General features: G+C 55.2%; 25 protein-coding genes. 7 read left to right on the top strand and 18 right to left on the bottom strand.

The genetic code is table 11. The features are described from left to right. Positions 1-159: 159 nt before the first annotated feature. The gene (locus tag CXQ93_RS19145) at positions 160-429 is read right to left on the bottom strand and encodes a hypothetical protein (RefSeq protein WP_104112010.1); all 270 of its coding nucleotides are present in this window, start codon (positions 427-429) and stop codon (positions 160-162) included. A gap of 373 nt (positions 430-802) precedes the next feature. Between CXQ93_RS19145 and mobF the strand changes: the two genes are divergently transcribed. Then, positions 803-4,303 carry a MobF family relaxase gene (mobF, locus tag CXQ93_RS19140; RefSeq protein ID WP_181036226.1) on the top strand — a complete coding sequence of 1,167 codons (3,501 nt, stop codon included), beginning with the start codon at positions 803-805 and terminating at the stop codon, positions 4,301-4,303. A 410-nt stretch (positions 4,304-4,713) separates the two neighbouring features. Here the strand turns inward: mobF and CXQ93_RS21400 are convergent, their stop codons facing one another. The 12 genes from CXQ93_RS21400 to CXQ93_RS19080 all read right to left on the bottom strand — a co-directional run bounded on the left by CXQ93_RS21400 (position 4,714) and on the right by CXQ93_RS19080 (position 16,294). Further along, positions 4,714-4,989, bottom strand: a complete 276-nt coding sequence (locus CXQ93_RS21400) for an endonuclease VII domain-containing protein (protein WP_181036225.1) — start codon at positions 4,987-4,989, stop codon at positions 4,714-4,716. A gap of 746 nt (positions 4,990-5,735) precedes the next feature. Then, positions 5,736-6,068 (bottom strand): DUF4913 domain-containing protein, encoded by a 333-nt coding sequence (locus CXQ93_RS19130; protein WP_104112007.1) that lies wholly within the window; start codon positions 6,066-6,068, stop codon positions 5,736-5,738. Then, complete coding sequence (locus CXQ93_RS19125) at positions 6,068-7,843, bottom strand: type IV secretory system conjugative DNA transfer family protein (protein ID WP_104112006.1); 1,776 nt, start codon at positions 7,841-7,843, stop codon at positions 6,068-6,070. The genes CXQ93_RS19130 and CXQ93_RS19125 overlap by 1 nt, the downstream gene beginning before the upstream one ends. Then, positions 7,840-8,328, bottom strand: coding sequence for a hypothetical protein (locus tag CXQ93_RS19120; RefSeq protein ID WP_104112005.1), 489 nt, complete (start codon positions 8,326-8,328; stop codon positions 7,840-7,842). The genes CXQ93_RS19125 and CXQ93_RS19120 overlap by 4 nt, the downstream gene beginning before the upstream one ends. A gap of 29 nt (positions 8,329-8,357) precedes the next feature. Further along, the gene (locus CXQ93_RS19115; protein ID WP_104112004.1) at positions 8,358-8,615 is read right to left on the bottom strand and encodes a hypothetical protein; all 258 of its coding nucleotides are present in this window, start codon (positions 8,613-8,615) and stop codon (positions 8,358-8,360) included. Between the two features lies 1 nt (position 8,616). Further along, positions 8,617-9,876 carry an AAA family ATPase gene (locus tag CXQ93_RS19110; RefSeq protein WP_104112003.1) on the bottom strand — a complete coding sequence of 420 codons (1,260 nt, stop codon included), beginning with the start codon at positions 9,874-9,876 and terminating at the stop codon, positions 8,617-8,619. Beyond that, the gene (locus CXQ93_RS19105) at positions 9,873-10,580 is read right to left on the bottom strand and encodes a hypothetical protein (protein WP_104112002.1); all 708 of its coding nucleotides are present in this window, start codon (positions 10,578-10,580) and stop codon (positions 9,873-9,875) included. The genes CXQ93_RS19110 and CXQ93_RS19105 overlap by 4 nt, the downstream gene beginning before the upstream one ends. 35 nt (positions 10,581-10,615) lie before the next feature. Continuing rightward, a complete protein-coding gene (locus CXQ93_RS19100; protein ID WP_258069119.1) occupies positions 10,616-12,064 on the bottom strand; it encodes a CHAP domain-containing protein in 1,449 nt (482 codons plus the stop codon). 255 nt (positions 12,065-12,319) lie between these two features. Then, a complete protein-coding gene (locus CXQ93_RS21395; RefSeq protein WP_374953430.1) occupies positions 12,320-14,683 on the bottom strand; it encodes a VirB4-like conjugal transfer ATPase, CD1110 family in 2,364 nt (787 codons plus the stop codon). A 76-nt stretch (positions 14,684-14,759) separates the two neighbouring features. Beyond that, a complete protein-coding gene (locus CXQ93_RS19090) occupies positions 14,760-15,233 on the bottom strand; it encodes a PrgI family protein (RefSeq protein ID WP_104112000.1) in 474 nt (157 codons plus the stop codon). Positions 15,234-15,242: 9 nt separating this feature from the next. Continuing rightward, positions 15,243-16,082 carry a hypothetical protein gene (locus CXQ93_RS19085; RefSeq protein WP_104111999.1) on the bottom strand — a complete coding sequence of 280 codons (840 nt, stop codon included), beginning with the start codon at positions 16,080-16,082 and terminating at the stop codon, positions 15,243-15,245. An 11-nt stretch (positions 16,083-16,093) separates the two neighbouring features. Continuing rightward, complete coding sequence (locus CXQ93_RS19080) at positions 16,094-16,294, bottom strand: hypothetical protein (protein ID WP_104111998.1); 201 nt, start codon at positions 16,292-16,294, stop codon at positions 16,094-16,096. Positions 16,295-16,526: 232 nt separating this feature from the next. On the opposite strand from CXQ93_RS19080, the gene CXQ93_RS19075 reads away from it, so the two are divergent. Further along, positions 16,527-17,678, top strand: a complete 1,152-nt coding sequence (locus CXQ93_RS19075; protein ID WP_104111997.1) for a S9 family peptidase — start codon at positions 16,527-16,529, stop codon at positions 17,676-17,678. On the opposite strand, the gene CXQ93_RS19070 is transcribed toward CXQ93_RS19075, so the two are convergent. From CXQ93_RS19070 to CXQ93_RS19060, 3 genes are all read right to left on the bottom strand, one after another. After that, positions 17,675-18,529, bottom strand: coding sequence for a hypothetical protein (locus CXQ93_RS19070; protein ID WP_258069118.1), 855 nt, complete (start codon positions 18,527-18,529; stop codon positions 17,675-17,677). The genes CXQ93_RS19075 and CXQ93_RS19070 overlap by 4 nt on opposite strands. Positions 18,530-18,592: 63 nt before the next feature. Further along, positions 18,593-19,036: a hypothetical protein gene (locus CXQ93_RS19065; RefSeq protein ID WP_104111995.1), complete on the bottom strand. Its 444-nt coding sequence runs from the start codon at positions 19,034-19,036 to the stop codon at positions 18,593-18,595. After that, a complete protein-coding gene (locus CXQ93_RS19060; RefSeq protein WP_104111994.1) occupies positions 19,037-19,483 on the bottom strand; it encodes a hypothetical protein in 447 nt (148 codons plus the stop codon). A gap of 244 nt (positions 19,484-19,727) precedes the next feature. On the opposite strand from CXQ93_RS19060, the gene CXQ93_RS19055 reads away from it, so the two are divergent. From CXQ93_RS19055 to CXQ93_RS19040, 5 genes are all read left to right on the top strand, one after another. Further along, a complete protein-coding gene (locus tag CXQ93_RS19055) occupies positions 19,728-19,946 on the top strand; it encodes a hypothetical protein (RefSeq protein WP_104111993.1) in 219 nt (72 codons plus the stop codon). Positions 19,947-20,173: 227 nt separating this feature from the next. Next, complete coding sequence (locus CXQ93_RS20770) at positions 20,174-20,332, top strand: hypothetical protein (protein WP_181036224.1); 159 nt, start codon at positions 20,174-20,176, stop codon at positions 20,330-20,332. A gap of 161 nt (positions 20,333-20,493) precedes the next feature. Further along, positions 20,494-22,362, top strand: a complete 1,869-nt coding sequence (locus tag CXQ93_RS19050; protein WP_104111992.1) for a hypothetical protein — start codon at positions 20,494-20,496, stop codon at positions 22,360-22,362. Between the two features lie 120 nt (positions 22,363-22,482). Continuing rightward, on the top strand, positions 22,483-23,259 hold the full coding sequence (locus CXQ93_RS19045; RefSeq protein WP_104111991.1) for a ParA family protein: 777 nt from the start codon (positions 22,483-22,485) through the stop codon (positions 23,257-23,259). Continuing rightward, the gene (locus tag CXQ93_RS19040) at positions 23,259-23,591 is read left to right on the top strand and encodes a hypothetical protein (RefSeq protein WP_104111990.1); all 333 of its coding nucleotides are present in this window, start codon (positions 23,259-23,261) and stop codon (positions 23,589-23,591) included. Before CXQ93_RS19045 ends, CXQ93_RS19040 begins: the two co-directional genes overlap by 1 nt. Here CXQ93_RS19040 and CXQ93_RS21185 read toward each other — a convergent pair whose 3' ends face one another. Both CXQ93_RS21185 and CXQ93_RS20765 read right to left on the bottom strand, forming a co-directional pair. Then, the gene (locus tag CXQ93_RS21185; protein WP_258069117.1) at positions 23,592-23,741 is read right to left on the bottom strand and encodes a hypothetical protein; all 150 of its coding nucleotides are present in this window, start codon (positions 23,739-23,741) and stop codon (positions 23,592-23,594) included. A 654-nt stretch (positions 23,742-24,395) separates the two neighbouring features. Further along, on the bottom strand, positions 24,396-24,881 hold a 486-nt coding region (locus CXQ93_RS20765; protein ID WP_219817397.1), incomplete at its 5' end, for a hypothetical protein.

The following is a 24,881-nucleotide window of genomic DNA, read 5'->3' as shown; positions in this document are numbered from 1 at the left end:
CAGTAGCTAATGCTGTCACTCTCACCTGATTCTGTCGGTACTGTCTCCGTCACCGGCTTACCGCCAGGGACTCAATCAACTGTTCGGCCCGGAGTAAGTTCTGAATGAGATCAACAATCAAAACCTAACGGTTAGAGACCACCACGGAGTGAGATTCCATCAGTGTTCGTTGGTTACCACATGCTGGTCATTTTCGATTTTAGGTTGGCGTGTTTTGCGCCGCAAAGTGACCAAACCAAGTTGCTTGAGTGACTTCTCATCCCAACCGACTTTTAAGGCTTCACGGCGAGCTGCTGCTGAGGCCCGTTGCGCTTCTTTCAGTTGCTCTTGCGCCAAGTTCTCTGCGTTGATTGCAGTTTCCAACGCGCGCCCGGCGTGGATCTTGGCGTTGTTTTCTGCCATGACTGCTTCTTCAATTTTATCGCTCATGAGCTCATCTTAGTTTGATCCTGGTATGAAGACCAGCAAAGTAATTTTTTTAGCTGGGTTGTTTGCCCCCTGTTCACAGGTGCACGGCAAAAGAGTTTGTCCTTCGGTCTTTTCCCGCACACAGGTTGGACAGTGGGACCCGTGGGGCGGCTGCACACAGCTCTCACGTAACGGTGGGCAGGTCAGGTCACCTTGGGTGTGCCAGAGCTGTGCACAGCCTCACAAAGTCTGGACACGGCTGGAGGAAAAACACAATGCACCCTCCGGGCCCATGAAGGGCAGAAACCGTCAGAGCCGGCCAAAGACAAAAACCAAACAAAAAAAGACAAAGACTGAGCAATGCACGTATACTATCTACGATAGGTGCCGCATTTTGCGGCAGCAAAATTCGAATGGCGGTGAGACAGCGATGCAGGGCGGGGTAACCTTCTTCCGTGGCACCGGTGCCTCAGCTACCGCCTATCTAGAATCGGATCATCACCGCGCCGATGAGTATTACCTCGAAGAAGAGGGCCAACTCGCTGATCGCTTCATCTACGGCCCAGAAGGATCGCTTGAGGCCACCGATTCTCTCGATGCCGAGCACTACAAAGCATGGGTTGATTGGACAGACCCCGATACCGGAGCTGTGCGAGGGAAACCCAAAGGCCAAGCCCGTCTCCGTCAGGATGACGGCGTAGTTCGTGCCCTTCCCGCAAGTCCCAGGTTTGCTGAAATGACCGTCAATTGCGACAAGTCACTCTCAGTTGCTGCAGCCTTGAATCCTGCTGTTAGCGAGGCACTGGATGCCGCGCAGCAAGAAGCTGCACAAGCCATGAGTGAGTACGTAGCAGCCAATGCGGTTACCCGTGTTGGTCCCCTCGGGAGTCAGCGTCTGGTCAAGGCAGAACGATTTGAAGCCGTGGCAGTTGTACACAAGACTTCCCGTGCTGGGGACCCCCATCGCCATATCCACGTGCAATGGAACACCCGTGTTTTTGCTGAAGGAAAATGGCGCGGATTGTGGACAACCCCAACGCTTAAGCAACAAGGAGCGTTGCGCGGAATTGGGGAGTCAGCAATTCGTTCTCACGAAGGACTTCGGGCCAGTTTGGCTGAAGCAGGATTCACGTTTGACACAGCTAGTGGCAAGATTGTCGAACTGTCATCTCATGCCCAGCTGCTCTCAAAGCGCCGCGCACAGGTCCAAGAGAATGTGGCGAAAATTGAAGCTTCCTGGCGCAAGGACCATCCCGGTCAAGAACCCTCAGCCGACCAGCGCCGGGTGTTCGATTTCCAAGCATGGGCACAAGATCGACCGGGTAAGAAAGCGAAGACCAGGGAAGTCTCACAAGCGGGATGGATCGAAGAACTGCGCGTTGCAGGACTACCCGTGGAAGGGTTTACCGGAGGCGGTAACGACACCCGCTCCTTGGCCGAACTGGACCAAGCAGAGATCGCGTCTCAAGCCATTGCAATCTGTGAAGGAAAAGGTTCTGCATGGTCATTGCATCAGCTCCAAGCGGCAGTCGCAGATCAAGTATCAGCTACTGGTGTTATTGCTGATCGCCACGAACTCAACACATTCATCACAGACACCGCGAAACAGGCTGCACAAGGCGCAAGGTCTATCAGTGACCCTCGTGATGGTCACATGCCTGATCACGTCCGCCACATCACCAGTGAACGTGTCATCGCGGTTGAAGATGAATTGAAAGCCCGGTTCACCGCGCGAGTTATTGGTGCTGAAAAGGTACACCTTGATCCACACGCTTTTGCCGATACCAAGCTAGGACAGGAGCAGAAACACGCAGCCCAGATCGTTGCCAGCCAGTGTGCCTTGGGCGTCATCGAAGGTGCTGCTGGTTCCGGTAAAACAACCATGCTTCGCGAGGCAAAAACAGTCCTTGACTCAGACGGACGACAACTCGTTGTGTTGGCCCCAACATTGAAAGGCGCTCAGGAAGCTGCACGATCCGTTGACGCCCCCGCGTTCAGTGTTCATAAGCTTCTGCACGCCAACGGATTCCGCTGGGATGAGAACGGACGCTACACCCGTTTGGCCCCCGGCGAGAGTGATCCGAAGACCGGAAAGACCTACCAAGGCCCACGTGATGAGTACAGGCTTACGCAAGGTGCACGCGTCGTCGTTGACGAGGCTGGCATGCTCGACCAAGACACTTCTCTTGCCCTAGTACAGCTTGTGGATCAGTACGACGCTGGAATTGTCCTGATGGGTGACCGTGCCCAGCTCCCGGCAGTGGGCCGTGGCGGGGTTCTAGACCACGCAGCGAAGATAACAACCGAGCATGTAGACATCGACGCTGTTCATCGTTTCGCAGATCCGAAGTACGCGGAATTGTCCTTGCGCATGCGTACCAGGGAAACCCCTGCCGCGCTTTTCAAAGACCTGTACGCCGGTGGCCATATCCGCATTCACACCAGCACTGAAGAAGCCCTCACTGCCATGACTGAGCAGGCAGCACAAACGATTTTCACAGGTGGCACCGTTGCCTTGGCCACGCCAACTAATGACATGGCCACGCAAATCAATGCCGCCATGCAACAACAAATGAGCGCAGCCGGACGAACCCGAGCCCCCAAGTTTGAGGTGGCAGGAGTTGACGGACTCACGCTGCAACATGGCGATACGATCATGACCCGAAACAACGACACGATGCTTGGCGTAGCGAACCGAGAAACCTACACCGTGCACACCACATATGCCGACGGCTCTATCTCTGTCAGCCAAGGCAAAGGCAAAGAAATGATCCGCCTGCCCAAGGAATACATCAACGAGTACGTTCACCTTGGATACGCCTCCACCGAGTACGGCGCACAAGGCGCGACTGAAACCACCGGCGCCGGACTACTCGATAGCTCATCGACCGCTGGCGGCACCTACGTAGCAGCTACCCGTGGAGTGGAAGCCAACACTTTGCACCTGGTGGCAGCCTCCACCGAAGACGCCCAAGCACAGTTCGTGGACATCATGGGCCGGGACACTGCCGACCGTGGCATCGAAGCCGCCATGGAAACTCTTGCACGAGAAATCGAAGGACTCGATCTCTCCATGCCACCTATCCCCGCAGCTCTCCCCCACCAATTCGAAGAGCCAAAAACCAGCACCCTAACGGCTGCTTCTGAGCAAGAGACACACGACGCGGGAGCACTCTCCCCCAGCCTTGCTAGTGAAGTCTCCCCTATGGATGCCGATTTGCGAGATCGCCGCGTGAGATCCGAAACGAGAGGTTACGAGCGCAAGCTTGCGGCATGGCAGTCCCGCCGTGACGTCTACGAAGCCAAGCACGGCATCAGCCCCGAAACCTGGCAGCAGCTCAACACCGAAGCAGTTGAATCGCACAGCCAGGCAACAGGCCAACGTGAGACGATCGAGCACAACGTAGCCTCACGCTCTGAGCAATCCTTGCGCATCGACCACGCCCACTTTGCCGCTGAAATTACCGCTGCACGACAGGGCCTAGACCAAGCAGGGCTATTCGGTAAAAACGCTGCACGTCGCGCCCTCGCAGAAGTAGAAACCCGGTACGAGAACACTTTTGGAATCCAGCCTGCCGCTAACGTTCTTCCCGAGCCACCGTTACAACTGGTTCAGGATGTCCGTGCACAAGCGCTTACAGGAGAAGATCCAGATTTGAACCGCGCACGCGCGTTCGAGGAACAAGCAGCAGTGAAAGCCTCCGCATTGAAAGACACCGCCCCTCTGTGGTGCACCGAGCGGGACCGCCCGAAACCGCCCACGGCTGGAACACCCGAGCAGGAGAACACCAAGGACCGCGCATTCGCTGTCCGGGCTGCTCGGGCCAAACAAGCGAAAGCCGCAGGCCCGATAAGCACACCCGCTCCTGGACACAGCAGCGGCCCCGAACACTAGCGCCCCGTCCTTGTGAGGCTGTGCACAGCTCTGGCACACCCAAGGTGACCTGACCTGCCCACCGTCACGTGAGCGCTGTGTGCAGCCGCCCCACGGGTCCCGCTGTCCAACCTGTGTGCGGGAAAAGGGGTGGCTTACTGGTCGAATATCCGACATTAGTGCGATATTCCCCCTAACCGCCGGCTAGTTCATCGTCGCCTCATTGGACCTGGTGAAGGCTGGGACGGGTGGTGTCCTACAAAGGGAGGTAGCCGATACATTGGCGCGTACACGGGAAGCTTTACACAGCAGCAGGCCACTAGAATCCAGCGCGGCATCAGAGCCTCGGGAAGTATCTCGCGAACGATCGTTGTCGGGCACCATTTGTCGCGGCATGTAACCCCTGATTTTTCAATGCGGAGCAATTGCTTTCAGGGGATGGCAACCTCAGGCTTGTGAGAATTATCAGAAATTTTCAATGCATATTTCAGCAGAGCACCGATTCGTATCGGATCTTCTCGAAGCATTCCGAACGCCACATTGCAACTATGGCAAAGGAGAGAACGGACGATACCCGTGTCGTGATCATGGTCAATATGGAACCCATTTTTGTTATCTGGTTCCTGACCACATGATGCGCACAAGCCACCTTGGCTCACGAGCATGGCATCATAGTCTTGACCGGAGAGACCGTATATTCGCTGCATGCTGTAATCCCTTTGTGCACGTTTACACGCATCACACCGACACCCGTAAACGTATCCAGTGTGCGTTCCGTGGTCATAGTCACCGGACTGCTCTTTCTGAGCCCTATAGTTGGCTATGCAGTCTTTTCGAGCACGTTTGCAATCGTCACACCGACACCCCGCGGTATACCCCGCATTCGTTCCGTGGTCATAGTCACCGGACTGCTCTTTCTGAGCCCTATAGCGGGCTATGTAGTCTTTTTGGGCACGTTTGCAATCGTCACACCGACACCCCGCGGTATACCCAGATGCCTTTCCGTGGTCATAGTCACCGGACTGCTCTTTCTGAGCCCTATAGCGGGCTATGTAGTCTTTTTGGGCACGTTTGCAATCGTCACACCGACACCCCGCCGTGTACCCCGACGCCTTTCCATGGCTTCCAATTTTTGGATCAGGTTCGACCATGCGCTACGTCAGTCCTTTTCAATGTCCCACGGAACCGCGATTGTGGCCCCTTACGAAACTCTATCCCCAGGTGTCTTCCTAACTCTGAGAAGCTAAGTAGCGAATATGCCCTTCCCAGTCGCTTTACGATAGCGTCGGATATTCCACTTTTTTACAAGCCCCCGAAAAGACCGAAGGACAGAACCTTTTGCCGTGCACCTGTGAACAGGGGGCAAACAACCACAACCACACAACGATCAAACCAAAAAGGGAGGTGACTCACCTAGTGGTGAGGCACCTCCCTTTTGGCAGTGGGGAGAGGATCAGTCTGTGAGTGTTGGATGTGTCCATTGATTTGTTTTGATGCTCTGGTGTTCCAGAGTGGTACAGCCCTTGAGGGGTCCGTTTTCCTTGTTCTGGATGATGGGCATGTGGTGATCGAGGTAATACCGGTACCAGGTGTTGAGGTCGATGCCGTCTTCTTCATCGATTTGGTTCCAGCCATCACACAGGTCTTGGACACGGTTAAGGATCTCCGTATGCCGCCACCATTCAACGCACCAGAGGCTCCCGGTGCGGAATTCAAAGATCGGTGTTAAAACGGTGGCCACGAACGCTGCCAATTCTTCGTCGAGCTCGATAATTGGTTCATCCATTAGAGGGATTCCTTCCTTTTAAGCACTCGTGCAGCACCAGCAAAGCGGGCTGTGACTTGTACCGTGGGTTTGCGGTTTTTCGGGCCTTTTCCAGCGTCCTTAACCGCACGTCGCAGTTTCCTGTCTTTATGCCAAGGCAGCGTCCGCGCCAAGGTCGCCCGTGATTGGCCGGCCAAGATGATCATCCGGTCCCCTGGGACAGAAGCAAGGTCAGCGATAGAGAGAATAGATTCGGTGTGAGAACGCCAACTTTTAGTGGCCCCGTTCGCGCCATAGCTGGTTTCTGACTCTCTATAGACGTATTCACCCACGAGTTGTTCAAGATCGCCCAGGAATTTCCTTGAGACGGCGTTGCCCCCGTAGATCCGTACGTTTGCCGCAGACCACATTTTCGCCATCCCGTATTCGCCCCACACTTCCTCGCCCTGTTCATAGGACTGCAACAACACCATGGGCAGGATGCCCTTGGAACCGTAGTGCGAGTACTTATCTGGAAGAGTGCGGATACGGCAAATGTTCGCAGCCTCATCCAGCACGGCAAGCAAAGGCACCTGTAGGCGGCCTGTGCTGTGACGGGCAGCTTCTGTCTCACCTGCATCAAACACGGCTTTGGTGAGCGCGGCAATGATCGGCCCGGCAGAACCGGAACCTTCCTGAGAGAGCAGAAACAGTGTCTCGGTGCTGGTGACGAACTGCGCAGGGTCGAACTCGATACGACCCTGGCCGGGAGTGATCCACTGTATGAGGCCAGCAGATTCGAGGAACTGAACCATCCGGGCTGCTTCCTTATAGACGCCGCCACGGGTCTTCTCGGTCAACCCCTGAGTTTCTTTCACCCGCCCAGCAATCGAGGCATGGCCATGCTCCATGAGCAGCTGCACAGGCTCGTCATCGTTGGGACGGTTGATCCAGTTGAAGATCTGATCCATATGCCGCCCTGCCAGCGCGGCAGCAAACATAAGATCAGTGACCAGTGTCAGGCCTGCAGGGTTGAAGAACGCGTCTTTCTTTGCATCGGCGTCGGCAGTCGTTTCTTCAAAAATCCTTGCCACATCACGGGCATCTTCAATGGTCGTTACTGAAGCCAGCGGGTTGAAGAACACTTTCGGTTCCCTCGCCCCGCAGATCCCCTGAGGATCGAACAGCCAGACTTTCCCCACCGAGGCACGGACTTTCGAGCAGACATTCACCAAGTCAGGCTTGTTCGATGTCGCCAAAACCGGCCCTACAGCAGTCAGGATTACCGGGATAGCCCTCGTAGAGGACTTACCCGCCCGAGAACCCCAAATATCCACGCAAGTATCCTCAAACGACTGGTAAAGCCGTTCCCCGCCCGCGACTAACCGGGCGAGAAGAATACCGGGGTGGAGCGTACCGGTGACACCTAGATCCTTTGCCTTCTTCTTTACAGAGTGCTTACGCAGAGGCTCAATCTGGCGGCCACGGCCCATAAACCGTGCAGCTTTATCAATTTCCCGCCGCTTCGGACCCGTCAGCCGCAGTACGGCCGAGAACAGGATTACCGCCAGCAAGGGGATACCGATCCACACCAATACGGCCCAGGTGTGGGCACCGGTCCAAACCTCACGGCCCAAGATCAGTGAGGTTAGACGGTCAAGAGTAGTTCCAGCATCCGTCCATTCGTAACGTTTCCCTGCGGCGGCCTCCCCCGCAGGGAAAGCCCCGAAGAAGAACACCGCCAGGGCCCCGACCACCACCAGGAAAACAATCGCCGGTGTGGCCGGGGCTTTGTGGTTGCGATTGAGTGCACTCATGAGGCTGCGCTCGCCCCGGTCCAGGTGTGAGGGTTATCTTCCCCGGAGTCATCAAGTAGCTCAGGCAGATCCTCTATTGTCGCCTCCCGGTTATCAACCCACCAGTTACACCGGCTGATCTGCTTAGCCGGCCCCAGGATGTTGTTTTCAAACCACGATTCAGTCTCCTTACCCGACTCCACGAGCTCGTAGGCTTCGCGCACCTTGGCCGCACGGATTTCTCGCGCCCACGGCAGCAGCTTTTCCCGCTGCCGTTCAGTGGCGTCCAGCTCCCCCAGTTCCAAGGTCCGCTCAGTCTCTTCGGTTTCGGCCAGAATCTCGGCCTTGCGTTCCTCAGAGACGCCAGAGGACTTGCCACACTCCCAGCACGGCTTGTCCTTCAGCCATGCCGCAAGCCCGGCCCGCTTACCAGCGGGCTTAGCGGAGAGGTCATGCTCTTGAGTGTGTCCACACTCGTGATCTACAGAAAACTTTGTCTTAGCCATCGTTCTTTCCTCCTGAATATGGGGGTGAGTTACTGATCTGAAGTAGGTTGCTGGTTTCGTCGGTCAATCCTGTCGGTGATCCACGACAGAACAGATTCACGGATTAAGTCCGTTTGAGTGATGCCACACAGACCCGCTTCAACGCGCAAAGCCTCGCGCAGCGCGGGGGTGAAAGAGAGGTGGAATTTCTTCAAATCCGTCCCATCGACCATCTGAGTTTCGTTAACTTCTCCCAGATCCGTGCCAGTGGCGTAGGCATGCTCGTTTCGCAGTGGTAGCTTCGTCATGCTAAAAACCCCTTGCTACGGCTGCTGCCGCGCTCAAGCAAGCCCGTTGTGTCACAGGAGCTAACGCGTCGTATTTGATCCAGCCATCGATGAGAGATTCATCGTGCGGAATGGTCACCACCTCACGGCAGATCGGCTTAAAGCCTTTGGTGATGTTTTTGATGTCAGCCTGAGTAGCGGACTTATCAGCCACAGAAATCACCACCACGGCGTCACGGGCCAGAGCCGCCCCGGCTGCATCCCGATCCATCAGCGATTCCAGCAGCAGCTTCCCGCCTTCGGCCCGGTCTTTGCGGGTGCTGGTTGCCACCACGAGCTGGTCTGTACGGGAGATGATGCGTTCGAACAAAGGGTCTGATTCGTCGTTGCCGGTATCGAGAAAAAGCATCCGATAGTATTTGCCGGCTACCGCGACCAGGTTGTCTAGATCCTCTGGTGTGAGACGCTGATCAGAGGCCAACAGATGAGGACGTGAACGTAGAACGTCGAACTTATCGACCGTCTGGTGATGGACGTATCGCGACATTTCGGCAAGCAAAGCACCAGGACCGAGTACCCGTTCAATATCGTTCAGAAGATCTTTGATCGTTGCTTCATGTGGGCCTTGCTGGGTACGCCACCCCAACGTGCCACGGAACGGATTTGCATCCGCCCCCAGCACCCCCACACCACCGAGTCTGGCAAACATGGCAGCGAGGTTAATCAGAACAGGTGTTTTTCCGCTGCCTCCCTTGCCATTGGCAACAGTGACAGTGCGCAGACCGGGCCAGTGCTGGCCCACAAGCATGCGTTCGTTGCGTTCTGTTGTCTCGGCCAGACTTGGCTTCACCTTGATACCCATTTGGTTCAAGAGTCCGCGGAAACCTTGCTGCGCAGGCTCCTCCGGTGCTTGGTTAGGAACAAGGAATGATCTTGCTTCTCGCCGCGTCGGCAACGTCTGGACACTTTCTGGCACTTCCAGCTTCTCTGGACCCAGGTCTGCTCGGACTGGGACCATCGGAACTTCCTCGGCTTCGCTTGCCTTGCTGTCGTTGGTGACAGGCTCCACGGTGCCGTCTGGGTAAACGTAGATTTCCCATGCGCCAGTTCCCTCTTGGGCCTTCAATGTCTGTCGTTCACCAGTTTTGCTTGCATGGTCAATCACGAGCTCACGGATGCGCAGGCGTGTGGTGTCTACGCTATTTCCCGCAATCTTCTGTGTCTTTCCGCTGAGATTCAGGACCGCAGACCCGTCATTTTGGATAGTTGCTGTAACACTCATTTGCTCTCTCCTGTCGTTACTTTGCTTGGTACCGGTAAGCCCATAGCTTCGAAAAGTGGTTCGGCCCCGAGGTCCTGCCAGGCAGGTTGTTCCACCTTCAAAACACGCTGTGATAATTGGTCGTAGGTAAGAATCCACGTTGCGCTGCCAACGTCCGTGCCCATTGATAATGACCGCCAATCAAGGGATTTCCCCGGTGCCAAATGGACACTGATCGGGGACCACTGCACTTTCACAGCTACCCGGATGACGTAGCTGCCCGCCTTTGAACCGGAATAGTCAAGAACCTTCAAGGACTCAGGAAGATACATGCTAAGGGGCTGAGCGTTAATCCGTGCGCCTTGCTGATCGGTACGACCGGCGAAGAGTCCGTACCAAATTGGCTGGTATGACTTCGATAATGTTTCGGTGAAACCAGCCTTCACATAGTCAGCTGGCTTCAAAGCGAGCTTTTCATTGGTGTCATAGCGTGCAGCCGTAGTTCCGGCGGACTGGAGGAAATTCTTTTCCTCCTGCGTCAACGCCAAAACTTCTGCTTCCGTAGGGCTCGCACTGGCCGAAACGGTAGCTGCCGGAGCACTCGTTTCTGATACTGACGGCGAGTCATTCCGCGAGCTCAGCGACGTAAAGATGACAACGAGCAGAGCCACCAAGATCGCTGCACCCAGGATGACTAGGGTGTTGAATTTCCTCTTATCAAGCATGCGATGTTCCTTCTCTAGAGTGTGATGAACGGGTTTCAGCTCGCTTGTGCGAACTGTGCCTTCGTCGGAATGATCAGGTAGCCAGACGGCGAATTCGGTTCGATAGTGCGGGTGTAATAGGAACCCAAGTGATTAGGAGCCATGTTGTAACCCTCTTCCAACACCTGTCCATCGGCAGAGATGGACTTCACCACAGCCACATGCCCATAAGTCGGATGTCCTCCAGGATTGCCGGGCCCGTACCAAATAATGGCCCCAACTTTGGGAGTCATGGTCACCTCCCATCCGGATCGTTTCCAGGTATCTCCCCACGTGGCCCCGTTGCCAGGGCCGAGACGACGGGCATCCATCTTGTCCGGATCGGTAATGCCGAGCTGTTGCATCATTCGCCACCACGCGAAGTCAGTGCAGTTCTTGAGCGCGAAGCCGGTGACCGGGTTCGATTCGTTATAGATCCCGGACTTGAAGGGGTAGTCATCGTCTTTGCCCAAATCCCCTGCGACCCCTAACCCTCCGGGTTCGCAGGCTGATGCTGTTCCCCCGCCCAATGAAGAGACGACAGAAACTGCTGGTTCCCAAAACTTCTCGTAGTGGTTCGGATACTTCACCGTGTCGTTACCCTGGACTGCCGAAGCGACATCAGTAGGGGGCATCTTGTCCCGATTTGGGACGTTTTTTAGCGCATCGAAGAACATGGTTGCTGAGGTGAAAGCGTTCATCCGATCCGCGAGACTGCCCCAGGCTCCGTTATCACGCTGCTGAAACAAGCCTCTGCTGTCTGGTCCCGCAGTGTCGCCATAGGCGAGGATTCGCAGACCGGACTCACCGATAGCGGTCATCACACCAATAGTGATGTCTCTGGAGCCCAATCCAGCGCTTTGACCTGCCCGGATGATTTCGGCGGCATTCTTTTTCTGCTCAGGAGAGCTGTATCCGCCATAAGCGGAGCTGACCGTATCCGCCCCAGCTGCCGGAGTGCACGAGCTCGCGTTGGTGATCGTTGGAAAAATTGCTGAAATAATGGCCGCCACTACTGCCACTATCGCGACAGCAACGCCTAGGACGGCCAACACTGGGACAGATGTGGCAGCACCGGCAACCACTGTAACTGCCGCACGGACCAAGGCCAGAGAGAGTCGTGCCGATTTAGCAGCTGCACGGGCAACGTGTTGCGCTGCACGTCCAGCAGCGGCCCCGCTACGGCGAGTAGCCGTCAAGGTCAGCTTGGAAGCACTTTTCGCTCCACGCCCCGCTGCATGCGCAGAGTGCTTGCTCATCTTTCCTGCGACCTTCGCTGTGCGAAGCCCCCCACGGGTAGCGCCTTCCTTGGCGTACCGCTGGCCGATGGCCTCAGCATTCTCGCTCATGCCACGATGAGGGGAAATGGTCTTTGCCATCGTGCCGGCCCCAGGAACTTTTCCCACTGTGCGTGCCGCAGCCGAACGGGCCGTGAGCTCCGCCCCGGCCTCGACCTTATTGGTCATGTCCGTGCGCTCATCTTCAGGACGTGACGAATTGACTACCTCGGATGCACCAGTCTTGACCGATTGACGTGCACGAGTGAGGCGACCAGGTGTTTTGGTCTGTTCAGACGGTACGCCTCTACGGCCAATCGTTCGTTCTTGGCTGGCCTTGCTCAGTCGCTGTGTTCGTGTCACGACCTTAAGACGGGAAACCCTCTCGCTGGCTTCCCGGCCCTGGCTCGTCCTGCGTAAGTTCTTCATCAGTGGTGATCTTCCCTAGTCCTTGAGGTCTTCAAAGGACGTGTCGAAGAGCTTGTAAAGCTTGCTGGTTTCCGGGATTCGAGCGTCAAAGGGAACGACCGCAGGCCCGGACCGCAGCAACCCTTTACCTGGCTGGACATTCATGAAGTACCGGCGCTGATCATGTGAGAGCTTCAGCAGCTCAACAATCGTGTCTGCATCCGTCTCGTTCTGACCGAGCAGCATCAAGAAATCACAGTTAGCCAGCATCAGACGCGCATCAGCGTTATCCAGCAACTCTTCAATGTTCTGAGTGATCCCTGTCGGAATCGCACCCCACTTCCTGGCACGCTTAAACAGCTCACGGAAATACTCAGCCGTCTTCGGGTGGTTGAAGAGCATGTGGAACTCATCGACGTACAACCAAGTACGTTTACCGGCAGCCTTGTTAGCGACAATCCTTGACCAAATCTGATCCAAAATCACCATCATGGCAAAGCCGCGCATTTCATTGCCCAGCTGGGATATGTCCCAAGAAACGATCCTGTTTTTGGGATCAACGTTGGTTTGCTGCGAAAAGCCAGCCAAAGATCCAGAGGTGTAAAGCTCCAAGGCATCCGCAACGCGTTTGCCTGGTTCCCCTCCGGAACTGATGAGCTCCATTCTGAGGTCCTCTGGCACAGGCATGGCAGGCATAGGCGCTACATCCGGTGATTCGTGGTGGACGCTGTACTCAGCGGCATACCTGCGATACAAGCCAAGCGCGGCGCGATCTACTGCTGCCCGCTCCCCCATTTCTAAACCATTGACGCCACCAACCAACGCTTCAATGCACGAAAGAACGAACGCGCACTTAGCGATCACGGGATCTGTGCCAGGTTCAACATTGACCAGATCAAGATCCATCCAGTTCACATGGTCATCGGATCCTGCATGCACCCGCACGGTTTCCCCGGCGAACGCTTTAACTAGCGGCTCATACTCACGTTCAGGATCGATGATGATCACATCATCGTTAGGGCGAGTGAGGATAACTTGGGTCATTTCAGACTTTGCCGCTACCCCCTTACCCGAACCAGAAGTACCCAAAATGAAGCCATTACCGTTCTTTGTCGCCGTCCTATCGGCCACCAGCGGGTTCGATGACTGGGCGTTCATGCCGTACCAAAGACCGCCCGGTACCAAAAGCTCTTGAGTGGTAAAGGGGATCAGAACCGCAGCAGTGGATGTCGTTAGTGTTCGACGCATCGGCACCAGCCTGCGCCCCGACGGCAGTATGGATGTCAGAGAATCACGCTGCATATACGTTGTGGTCTCAGCGGGGATCGACAATTTCCGCAGCACAGTTCCTACACGACGGATGTTGTGTTCAACGCTGACTTCATCCGGCCCTGAAACACCCACCAACAACAGCGTGGAGAACAGTCGTTGGTTTGAGTCATTGAGCTCATCACGCAACCCCCGAGCTTCCTCTAGCGCGATCCGGAGCTTATGAGGAATCGTTTCCTTACTGCGCCCCTGCTTTTCAGCTTTCTTTTCTTCACTGATCGACTGCATTTCCAACTCAGCGATCTGCCGGTTGACCAGCAGCGACCCATCGGCCTGGTCATACGGTTCCAGATGCAAAGTAACGTTCACATCTCCCTTGACTTCGGCCAATTCGCTAAAGAGCCGGTCAGTCAGCCATGAAGGATAATCCCGCACCCACAGTGTGGAGACGACAGTGTTGGCCGTTCCATTGCGCAACACCACAGGTCCAGTCTTTCCCGTGGTCGTCACAGACCAAGGAGCCACATAGTCCCCAGTGGACGAAGACTTCTTCGTTGCTGCGAACGCTTCTTCTGTAAAGGTGAACAGCTCATAGGGACGCAAAAGGCTTGAGAACAACGCCAACCGCTCAGTCCGGTCGAGGCGTTCGCACGCGCACCCTTCCAAGGCCTCCAAGTGCGCTTCAGTTTCGTGGAACATCCTGGTCAGCGTGGCCTCAGCTTTTTCCCGATCAACTTCCTGAACGGTGATTGTCAGGTACTTATCAGTGACCGTGTTGGCACTGTTGGCTGAGAGTTTGTCTTTAATGACACGGTTGGAGTCTGTCCTGTACTCATCCCAAGCGTCTCCTTCCAGCGGCTTATGAACCAGCGAAGCGACATCGGCCTCATCGAGAACACGGTTAATCACTGAAATTTGCACACGGGAACCGGCACCAAACGAATTCAAATGCCGCGCCCACTTATCCAGAATCGACTCCTGCCGGGCCTCAGCAGCAGCGACATAGTTGATGTCACTAAACCGCAGCGTCATTGACCATTCATCCCCGCCAAGCCACGCCACACCGCTGGGCAACATTGCCTGGAAACCCAAGACATCCTGTGACCTCTTAGGTGCAGCTTTGAAACCCACAGGCCCAGCATGATCGGCACCGGTACGGGTGCTTTTACGGCGCTTGGGTTTAGCCGGCACCGCCTTCGCGGTCCTCTTATCGACGCTCGGAAAGGGTTTTACGGAGAACCTTGGCTTGCTTGCGCCGTGCTTTCGCTTCGGCTCTGTTTCCTTCAGAAGCCACGGATTGCTCCCGGCCTCCGGAGCGTCCACTCGAACCTGAGCTTCGGTCTGGTCGTGCATCTGCTGATGTTCCATAAACAACTTCCTTCTGCATCAAAAGTTCGCGGACCGCAAACGATAAAAACTTCTCTGGCATCAAGCCTTTAGGTCGCCACCAACCCCAAAACGCGGCAGGCAGGATAACCGGCCACACCACCCACATCGCCAGTGACGTCGCGTCCTCAAAATCACTGCCGCCTCGGATCATCAGAAAAGTCACCAAAGCAAAAACGCCACCACCGACAATCACCATCACCGACAGGGCCGCTAACTGCCGCCAGGTCAGTCCAAACATTGGCTTCGGCTCATAGGCCGCTATCTCTTTGAAAACCTTCATCTCAAGTGCCATAGCAGCCCCCTACCCGTCCCCAACTAGCTTCTTTGCCATGCCATTTGCGGTCAGTAACCCGAACACGAGCACCAGCGGCGCAATCATCATGTTCCAGAAGTTCCCAGCAATGAACGGCAGAACCTCTCCATTGAAATCAGTCCAACCCGTGAAGCTCATCTTCGCGACAAGGACGATGACTAAAACCATCACCGTCCCAGACAACGCAGTTGCTGCGAACGCCTTCAGATACCCGATAGCTATCGGTTTGGTGTCCTCATGCCCCAGGAAAGCCAACGGCAACGAGGCGAAAGCGGCCATGATGAAGAGCTGCAAGAAACGAATAAAAATCAGGACGAAGGGGATCAGAACCGCGACCACAGAGATGAGGAAAGGAATCAGCAGCATGATCAAAGCGCCCAGCTGTTCCATGGGGTTCATCGAATCGATGCGGTCCTTCATTGCTGTACCAATGTTCGCTTGGTTAGCCGCAGGATTCGTCAGAATTGACTGCGTAATATCAATGGAGATCTGCAAGAGCGCACCCAAGATGGTCATCGCGTTCTGCACCACAACAAACACAATCGCGACTTTAAACATCGTCGCCGCCACGATCCGAACACCCAGCTGCGAATCAGAATCAACCTGTGTACTCGTTCTGGCCAGCATCATGACAAACATGATCGCCAGCACAGTCGATGCAACCGGCTTGACCGCGAGATTATGGACCGCTTCCACGGCCTGCCACATATCCGCCTGGTACTCAGGCAACGATGAGCCCAAGGAAGAAATCTGCCCACCATCAGGGCCAGCACCCGTCAGCCCACCACCGCTGAGAGTGTCCAACATAAAAACAAGAAGAAAGCCCATAACCGGCGTCCTTACGGAACCACGATGGTCTTAAACAGCAGACCAGCCGCCAAAATCAGGCCACCACCAACACACTGCCAAATACCCGTCTGAATCTGAGGCCCGTTCTGATCACGCAAAGCGCCACCCAAAACGATGGCACCCCACACCAACCACAACCCACCCCCAACAGCCACAAACTGACTCATCATGTCCAAAACTGAATTCAACATGCGCTAACGCTCCTTCGAATAGGTGAAACGAAATCCAATGCAGCACGCCTTTTTCTCGATAAAGAAGGGGAAAGTGACATTGAATGGCTCACTGAAAACGATACACGCATGCTCTGCACATGTACAACACCTGTAGTGTTCAAGCCCTGTCCATTTGGCTAGTTTTGAGCAGCAGTTACGATGGTTTCGGGTTTTGCTGTACTCATGGACAACCAAGGGAGGATGACGCTGCGTGTTGAAGACAAGGCATATCCTGTCCTGTCTGGCGTTACTTGTGCCGGCTGCCGCGCTTTCAGCGTTCGCCGTTGTCATGGCTCGCAAGATTGTTAAACGGGGACCGAAGGACTACCGTCTGGCCGAACTAACAGATGACGGGCTGCGGATTCGCATTGAATTGGATGCCTACACCAAAGTGCCGGGCTCCTATGGAGTGTTCGATCCGGCGACAAAGCTGCACACAAGAATCGGTGAGGTCACGCGGATCGATGAGGATCAAAAACGTGTGGAACGGCGGATTGATCCGACTGGTTCAGGACCAGACCATTTGGGGCCACTTGTCGATTGGACCCCGGATGTATTTTTCGAACCGTCTGCGGTGGGGGGACGTTACGAAGAAGTGCCCATCCCCACCGCCTACGGTGTGGCGCCTGCTTGGCTATTTGAAGGTGAAAATCATGATGTATGGGTGATCCATATTCATGGCAGTTGGACCGACCGCTCGATTATGTTCCGAGACGTTCACGCTTTTAAGCCCCTGGGATTTACCTCTCTGGTGCCCTCGTTTCGCAGCGACACCATGGTTAGACCACCACAGGCCGACTCAAGTCACCTGGGACAAACTGAATGGCTTGATGTGGAGTGCGCAGTTGCCTACGCCGTCGCACATGGTGCCAAGAGAATTATTCTTTCTGGCTGGTCCATGGGCGGGACCATAGCCCTGCTTACGGCCGAGCACAGCGACTACAAGGATCAGATTGCAGGAATTGTCTTGGTGGGCCCCGTTACGAGCTGGCGCAAAACCATCGCAGCTGGTGCGGCCCAAGCTGGCGTCCCTGCAGTCGGAGCCAAGCTTGTCGTGCGGCTCTTGCAGACTCACCTCTTTGCCAAGCTCATCGGGCTAGAAGAAGCAATTGATTTCGACGGGCTCGAATGGACTGATGCGGCTGACCGGGTAACCGTGCCGACGCTAGTCTTACAATCCAAAGCTGACCAAGAAGTCCCATGGAAACTCTCGGCTGCCTTCCAGCAGGCGAATCCCAGGACTGTCACCCTAATCGCGCTACCTATGGCCCACCATACTCAGGAGTGGAACGCCTCGACTGAATCCTTTACACATGAACTCAGGAGTTGGGTCAGTAAAGCAATTTCAACCAACTGTGACTAGATTCGGGCCTCTAGCCTGGCCTCAATTTTGCTCAATTTTTCCTGGATTGTTTCATGGAACGTCGTCAGGTTCGCGCGTTCGTAGTTATGCAGTTCAATGAGACTCTTGTAGATTCCATCTTCCAATGTCTCGTTGAAGAAGTCCCATAATGGGGTGAATCGAGAGCGGTTGGTATTAACTCGAACTCTCAGTCCCGTCAGCCAGAGAGCATCTACCAGCCAGCGGCGCAATCTCGGGATTTGCTTCGACAGAAAAAGGGTCAGCCAGCTGGCAGCTGTCACCGAAAGGCCAACATAGAAGAGTCGGTAAAACCATGAGCCGATCCCCAAAGCCAACTCATGCCAAGGCGTGAAATGGAACAGCACCACATACGCCAAGTGACATGCACAGGCCAAAGCGACCAAGAGCATACCTGCTGAAAATACCGCTAGCAGGCCTCTCGCTTTATGGCGAAGCATGTAGGAAAGCCTGATCACCGTAAACAACAAGGTGAGCATGTACGTACCGACGTAGGCGGCTGTTGCTAGCTGTCCCATCCTGTCAAAGATGAAGTTTGCGGAGGTCGGCCCCTTATCCTCAATCAGTGCGAAGCAGGCGATCATGATAGGAATGCCCAGCAGCGGGGCGTAGTACGTCCAGCTGCGAATTGGTACATTCGCTAGCTGCCTCACGGAGTCGTTGAAGAAGAAGATCGCCAGCAGTGCGAAGATGGCTTGCAGCAAATTCGCGGCGTTGACGCCACCGAGGAAGCTATCAATCGTGTCCAGCGGTGTGACGATTCCCAGAGTGTAGAGCGCAATGAGGCCGAAGACGGAAGCCAGCCATGAGGCCCTTGCCTCTTTCACTTTCACAACGGCAGGTATCCGAAGTAAGCATAGGGCGCTCAGCAGCGCGAAAAGTATCAGTCGCATTTTTTAGCAGAGGAAGGGGTCAAGGGCAGCCGAGCTGCCTGCACGAGTCTTCTTCGACATCATGAACGCGAAATCCTCCACCCATCTCTCTACAGGATCATCTTCAATGTGCCGGCAACTAACGTTAATGGCGTCTGTGGTCTCTTGCAGCAGCGATTGAGAGATCTTAGGTACAGCCAGATCCAGGCTTTCCAGATAGATGTGCCCAAGCTCGTGATAAATGCAGTGAAGCTTGTAGTGCAAGGATTTCTGTGGGGGGAAAAGGACGTTGATGTAGTCCTCAAATTCAACTTTCAAAGCAGTCAACGTTCCCCACTCCCCTTCGTGCTCAACAAGGTTGATCGGCTTCTGACAGATCGTTGTCAGACGCTCAACAACTTGCGTCATTGAGGTATTGCCATTACCGCAGAGCTCGCGGATCTTTTCCTCGACCGGAGGGAGTACCATTCACTTTTCGCCATTCATTGACTCATCGATAATCTTGGTGATCGTCTTCAGAATTTCAGGAGAAGTCTCACCTAGGTTTCGAGCCGCAAAGTTCTTCACTTTGAGCTTTCGCATCTTGTCCAAAAACTCCATGCGTGCTTCAACATCGGGAGGGGTGTCACTGTAGAGATCAGTCAGATAGGTAGCAGGCACCTTAAAAACATGCTCCGCGATGGCTTTTAGAAGTTCTTGATCAGTCACAAGACTGCCGGTGCCGTTGATCAAGTAAGACCAACGTGTTCGCGACAATTGGATCCCGTTGGCAGAAAGGGCTTCCTCAACATGAGGGTAAGTCAGCGCAGTATTATTATCGAATTCCCAAATATCCACCAAGAGACCCATGCGATCCGCTAGCCGTTCCTTCTTCTGCTGCTGCGTAAAGAACACGCTACGGCCTGCGTTTGCCAAATTTATAGCTCCTCGCCCAGGTCAATGGCTTGTAATGTAGGCCGCCACACAACGTAGACGGCCAGCTGACACCAAAGTTTACCTGACGACCCCAATAGAGCACAGGAAGGGCTCAACTATAGAGTTGTGCATGCACAAGGCATGTATGTAAGCTAACTATTGTCTAGCAGTGGCGTCGAAAAAATCGATACCTCGACACATCTCGCGTATATCGAGAATCTCTCAAATCGAAGTTAGGGGTCCCATGGAGGAATACCGTGCACCCAAGCTGATTGGGAAGAAGACACCAATGAACTGTCTGGTTCTTCCGGAACAGCATTACAGCGCCTGGGTGGCGATGCAGCGGTACAACATGTCCTTCGGGGAGTATGTCGGCGCGCTGATCGACCGCGCGGAAGGACGCCCCAATAAACTTGACGGCATGCACCGGGAGACGCTCCCCCTAGAACAGGCCCGTAAATGAACCGCACCCACGAGTCCAGCACGACTGCAATTATTGTTCTCGGCAGTGGACAGGTAGCCAGGTTCGTTCTAGGAACTGTGGCAGCTGTTGCCAATGTTTCTGCACGACACACCCAAATGATCCCACTTAATAGAAACTGTTACCGGTTCAATGGTCTTATGGCATCTACAGGAAATCGCGGGGGCGGGCGTCGAAGCAAGGGCGACCGCCGACTTGTTGGAGCGCGCATGCCAGTCCCCGATGCAGAAAAACTTGCGGCAGTAGCTGAGGCTTCTGGCACCACTGTGAGCGATTACGTCGCTGCGTTGGTGAAAGCACATCTCTCTACGGTCGACCTCGACCATATTCTTAGCCAGGAGGCTTTGCCTATCGCGAAGGCTTCTTAAACGGCAAAAGGCCCGCAGTTTGCGGGCCTTGCCTGACACTTACTCAGTAGCTAAAAACTCGTTTCCGCCAAGATTCTTAGTTTCTAGCCACTTCGACAACAGCGGCTTTGTCATGCCCGCTCTTGCTTAGGAATGGTTCCATCATACACACACACAATTTTTTGGACAAAAGTGCCTCGCCCGACACGGCGGCCGTGTCGGACACCTCGTCAACTCCTGCCCAGGCCTGGGCTGCTCTCGCATCCCTGATAGCCGGCGTACCCATCATGCGGTTCGCCACTCGGGAGGGCAAGTATCCCCGGCCTCGCTCCAATCCTCCCCGCATCTCGAAGGCATTGCCGTCCCGTGCTGCCGCGGTCATGGTGCACGGCGCCGATGGCTCCGTGCAGACCTTGTGCTTGGACCTTGACACCTCCAAGGCACTACAGCTCGTGGTGGATTCCGACGCGGCAGCCATTGGCGCCCTTCTTGACTCTTGTGGTCTGGCCTATGTTGCCGACCACTCCCCCAGCGGCGGCCGGCACATCTACGTTCCTGTGCAGGAGCGTCTTGCGGCTGAGGATGCACGTGAGCTTGTGGAAGCTCTCGCTACCCGTTTCCCTAGTCTCGACCCAGGCCCCCACCAGAACATCACGGACGGATGTATCCGCCCCCCAGGCGCGTGGCACAAATCCATGACCGGCCACCAAGTCCTGGACACACCCCTTGCCCAGGCATACGACGTGCTGCGCCGCCGCAACCCTTCACCTGCTATTGCAGCCCTGCGACAGGCCTTGGCGGCTTCCATCCACCAGGTGCGTGCCCGCAAAACCGCACGTGTGAAACCTACCAAGACCGTGGCCACCGTTTCCCCATCCGCGTCCTCGACGGAGAGCGCCTTGCTGCGCGGCTCAGTGCTGCGCCAAGTGGCCCGCACCGGGATCTACGACACAGCCAAGTACAAGAGCCACTCCGAAGCACGCATGGCCGTGCTCAATCACCTTTGTGCCTGGCAAGTGAGCCTGCCCGAGATTCAGGCACGCATCACTAGCGACTTCGCCGGGCTCGGGGCACTGTACGGGACACGGGCCCGCCAAGAAGCACTGCTGGCCAAGGAATGGCAGAACGCGTCCAACTGGGTTGCCCAGAAAAACGACGCCCCCCAAGCAGGAAAGAGCTATAGCAATAAATACGACACAGAGCCTGCTTTAACCCACAGCGGGGGGGCTGGGATCCCTCGTTCACGCACCTCGGTCCAGGCTGAGATCAATGATCTTGAAAACGTTCTGTACTCCCTCCTTGACCAACGGCTGGCCCGTACTGGCCGGGAAGGGATCATGTTGCGGTTCCTGTTCCGTGCGGTCCTGGGCTTTGCCCGGGCCAAGGGCACCTTGGCGGTTGATGTTGGATGCCGGTCCTTCGCCAGGGAGATGGGAGCCCACCACGCCACCATCGCTCGCCTGCTCCCCCGGTTGGTAAAACACTCTGGTGGGATGCTGTCCAAGATCGAGGATGCCCGCGGGAAACGAGCCGACAGCTACCTGTTGGGCCTACCGGAGCAATACGGGGACGTTGCAAAAGCCACAGCCTGGCGAAAAGGGAAGATTCACGGCATCCGTACAGTCTTCAGAGCCCTCGGGGCACCATCAGCCCTGGTCTACGAGGCCGTCGAACGGGCGCGGCACTGCCCCACAACTGCTGACATCATGCGTGCTACCGGGTTGAGCCGGCCCACGGTCGCTAAGGAGCTCACCATTCTGGCAGAACTGTCCATGGTCGAACGCCGCCATGGCCTCTGGCAGATCATTCACACCACCAATCTGGGAAAAATCGCCGAATGGTTGGGTGTCCAGGAAGACTACGAACGGCAAAGCTCCCTCATCAGGGAACAACGCCGGCAGTGGCATGCTCACTTGGAACGCTTCACGCAACCAGTGATTCGTGAGGAAGACCTCTACGACCAAGAACGGGACGAGTACGACCCTTGGGTCCCGTCATTATCACTATTCGACCAAGTGGCAGGCCACCGTGAACGAGCTGTGGCGGCGTAGAATCAGTGACGGCTAACAAGAATAAATAATTATGTCATGACATAATGAAAGATAGATGTATTGGTAGATTGATTGATGTATGATTGTCAAACTGTCTATAAAACATTTGAGGGGTAGCTCATGGTGCCAACTGTCACAGCGATAGGAAACCGCAAGGGTGGAGTAGGGAAGACTTCCGTGACCCTCGGTCTAGCCATGGGATTGAGCCTTTTGGGCCGACGAGTCCTTGTTGTGGATCTGGACCCTCAAGCTAATGCCACCACGGCGTTAGAGGCTGAAGGAGAATTTGACATCTTTGATGTTCTATATGGGGGAGAGGCGGGAACGCTCGGACAGGCCATCGTCCAAACCTCATGGAAGGGCATCGACGCGGTTCCTGGTTCAGAGTCCATGTCTCGCATCGAGTCAGAAGTTCTCATGACACCGGAAATGCGCCTAAAAACAGCTGCCTGGAACTCAGTAGAGCTTGAGGCCTACGATCACATTCTGATTGACCTTCCCCCTGCCTTGGGGCGACTCACTCTCAACGGCTTGATCTGGGCTGATCGGGTCATGGCAGTAACGGAAGCTGCCGCATTCTCCGTGCGGGGTGTAACTGAATTCCTGGAAACCGTGGACAAGGTGAAATCCCTGCCGCATCTAAACCCCGAACTCGAATTTGCTGGCCTCATCATCAATAAAACAAGTGCGCCGCTGACCGGCGAGCACTCCTACCAAATCAATGAACTCCAAGCCGAGTACGGGGAGAACGTGATCATGCCAGTCATACCTCAACGAACCGCCATGCAGGACTCTGTCAGTTCACGAATGCCACTTACTAAATTGTCAGGACCCGGGGCAGCTGCACTAACAGAGATATTTGTTGAGCACGCACGCCGTTTGGATGGAGGAAAATAATGGCCACCGTTGAACGCAAATCATCGATCCGGAAAGCGCCAGTAGCAGATGTGGTTGAGTCGCTGACGCAACAATCAGCCAAACTCCCAGCTGCAGATGCGTTCGAAGAGCGTGCCGGCCAAACCTCGAGTCAAAAGTCTGCACAAGTGGAGCGGCCAGAGGTAGTACGCCCCGGACCTGGGCGGCCGCGCTCCAAGCGACGCATGGAACCATTTTCTTCGAAGATTGAAATCAATCTCCGGGATGACCTCGACGAGTATTTGGCACAACACGGCATGACAGTTGTCGACTTCCTTGACCAAGCAATTCGGGACCGATTACAGAGGCAATAATTATGTCTGGACAGAAATAATAAACTCTGAATTCCCACCAGACTGAAAATTCTTGGGTAGTGGGTTGCGGGCGGGCGCCGCGTATTCGATGCCATAAGTGCGCTCCAGCTGCCCAACAAGCGTCAGCATGATAACGGCAAGCTGGTCCATGGGGTCCTCAGGGTTGGAGGAATCCACCCGGATAGGGCCCAGTACTCCTGAACGTGTCGCCAGGGGCAATCACGCGTCTGGTTTGGGTTTACCCCAACCAGACGCGCAATATGGTGCCAAAATCCGTCAGATTCGACTCCATATCTTGTTTTCTGGACACCGCAGCCCATGAAACTAAGAACCCAACCTGACACAACGACAGATCCGAAAAGCCCTTGAAGTAAGCGGATTTTTCCACAGTATTGCCCTTCATGGCAGCTATAGGAGCACTGGGCCCACAACGTTGCAGACGAGGACGTGCAACGCCTGTCGCCGCTGGTCTCGGAACACATCAATATGCTGGGCCGCTACTCTTTCACTGCAGGCGCAACAGGAACGGAACTTCGGCCATTGAGGAACCCCGATGAGGACCTGGAGACTTAAACGAGGCAACATTTCCCTGAACATATCCCCGCCCGCAAGGGAACCTCCTGCGGGACATCGGTTGCTGGTTTTATCCCAGATGTATTTGCTGACCGAAGCCCAAGGGCTGGAGAAGGTTGTAGCTGGAACTGGCCGTGGGGTCGAGATGAAACATTCCGGCAGAGATCGACTGGCGGCTGGTGTCGCCAGACACTCACCGCCATGGTGCCCGGTTTTTTCGTATGAGGTCACCTACGACTCTTGTTTGTTCGGGGCCTGATTGCTTTTGCGTCCTGTGATCAGGGTCCATATGACATCGATGACGAAAATGATGACCCATATTTTTCCTGCACCGTATAAGAAGCTCGGGATTCCTTCGAGCTCGGGTCGCCCACCGGAGGAGAGGTGTTCACCGAAGTCGTTGGCGGTGAATGAGTCCGTTATCCAGGACCAGCCCGCGAGAGCCAGTGCGATCTGAGCGACAGTGAAAATAAGTAGATGCCATCCGAGGTCTGTGAACTTGGAGCGGTTTGTCTTGGACGTTGTCATTGTTTTTTCCTCTTGGTTCTGTTCGGGTATCCAGATCTGTCGGACCGGAGTGTTCGGTATTTCTGAAGTAAATGCGGCCGGAGCTATCTCCGTGGTTGCTTCGTCTCTGGGGATGTTGGCGACGCCGGAGCGATGTACGGCCCACGGAGTGATGATGGCCCCAGCGGCAATAACTGCCGCAAACAGGAT

The organism is Arthrobacter sp. N199823, assembly GCF_002929705.1.
In the GTDB taxonomy this organism is placed as follows: Bacteria; Actinomycetota; Actinomycetes; order Actinomycetales; family Micrococcaceae; genus Specibacter.
This window is presented reverse-complemented; position numbering and strand designations above follow the sequence as displayed.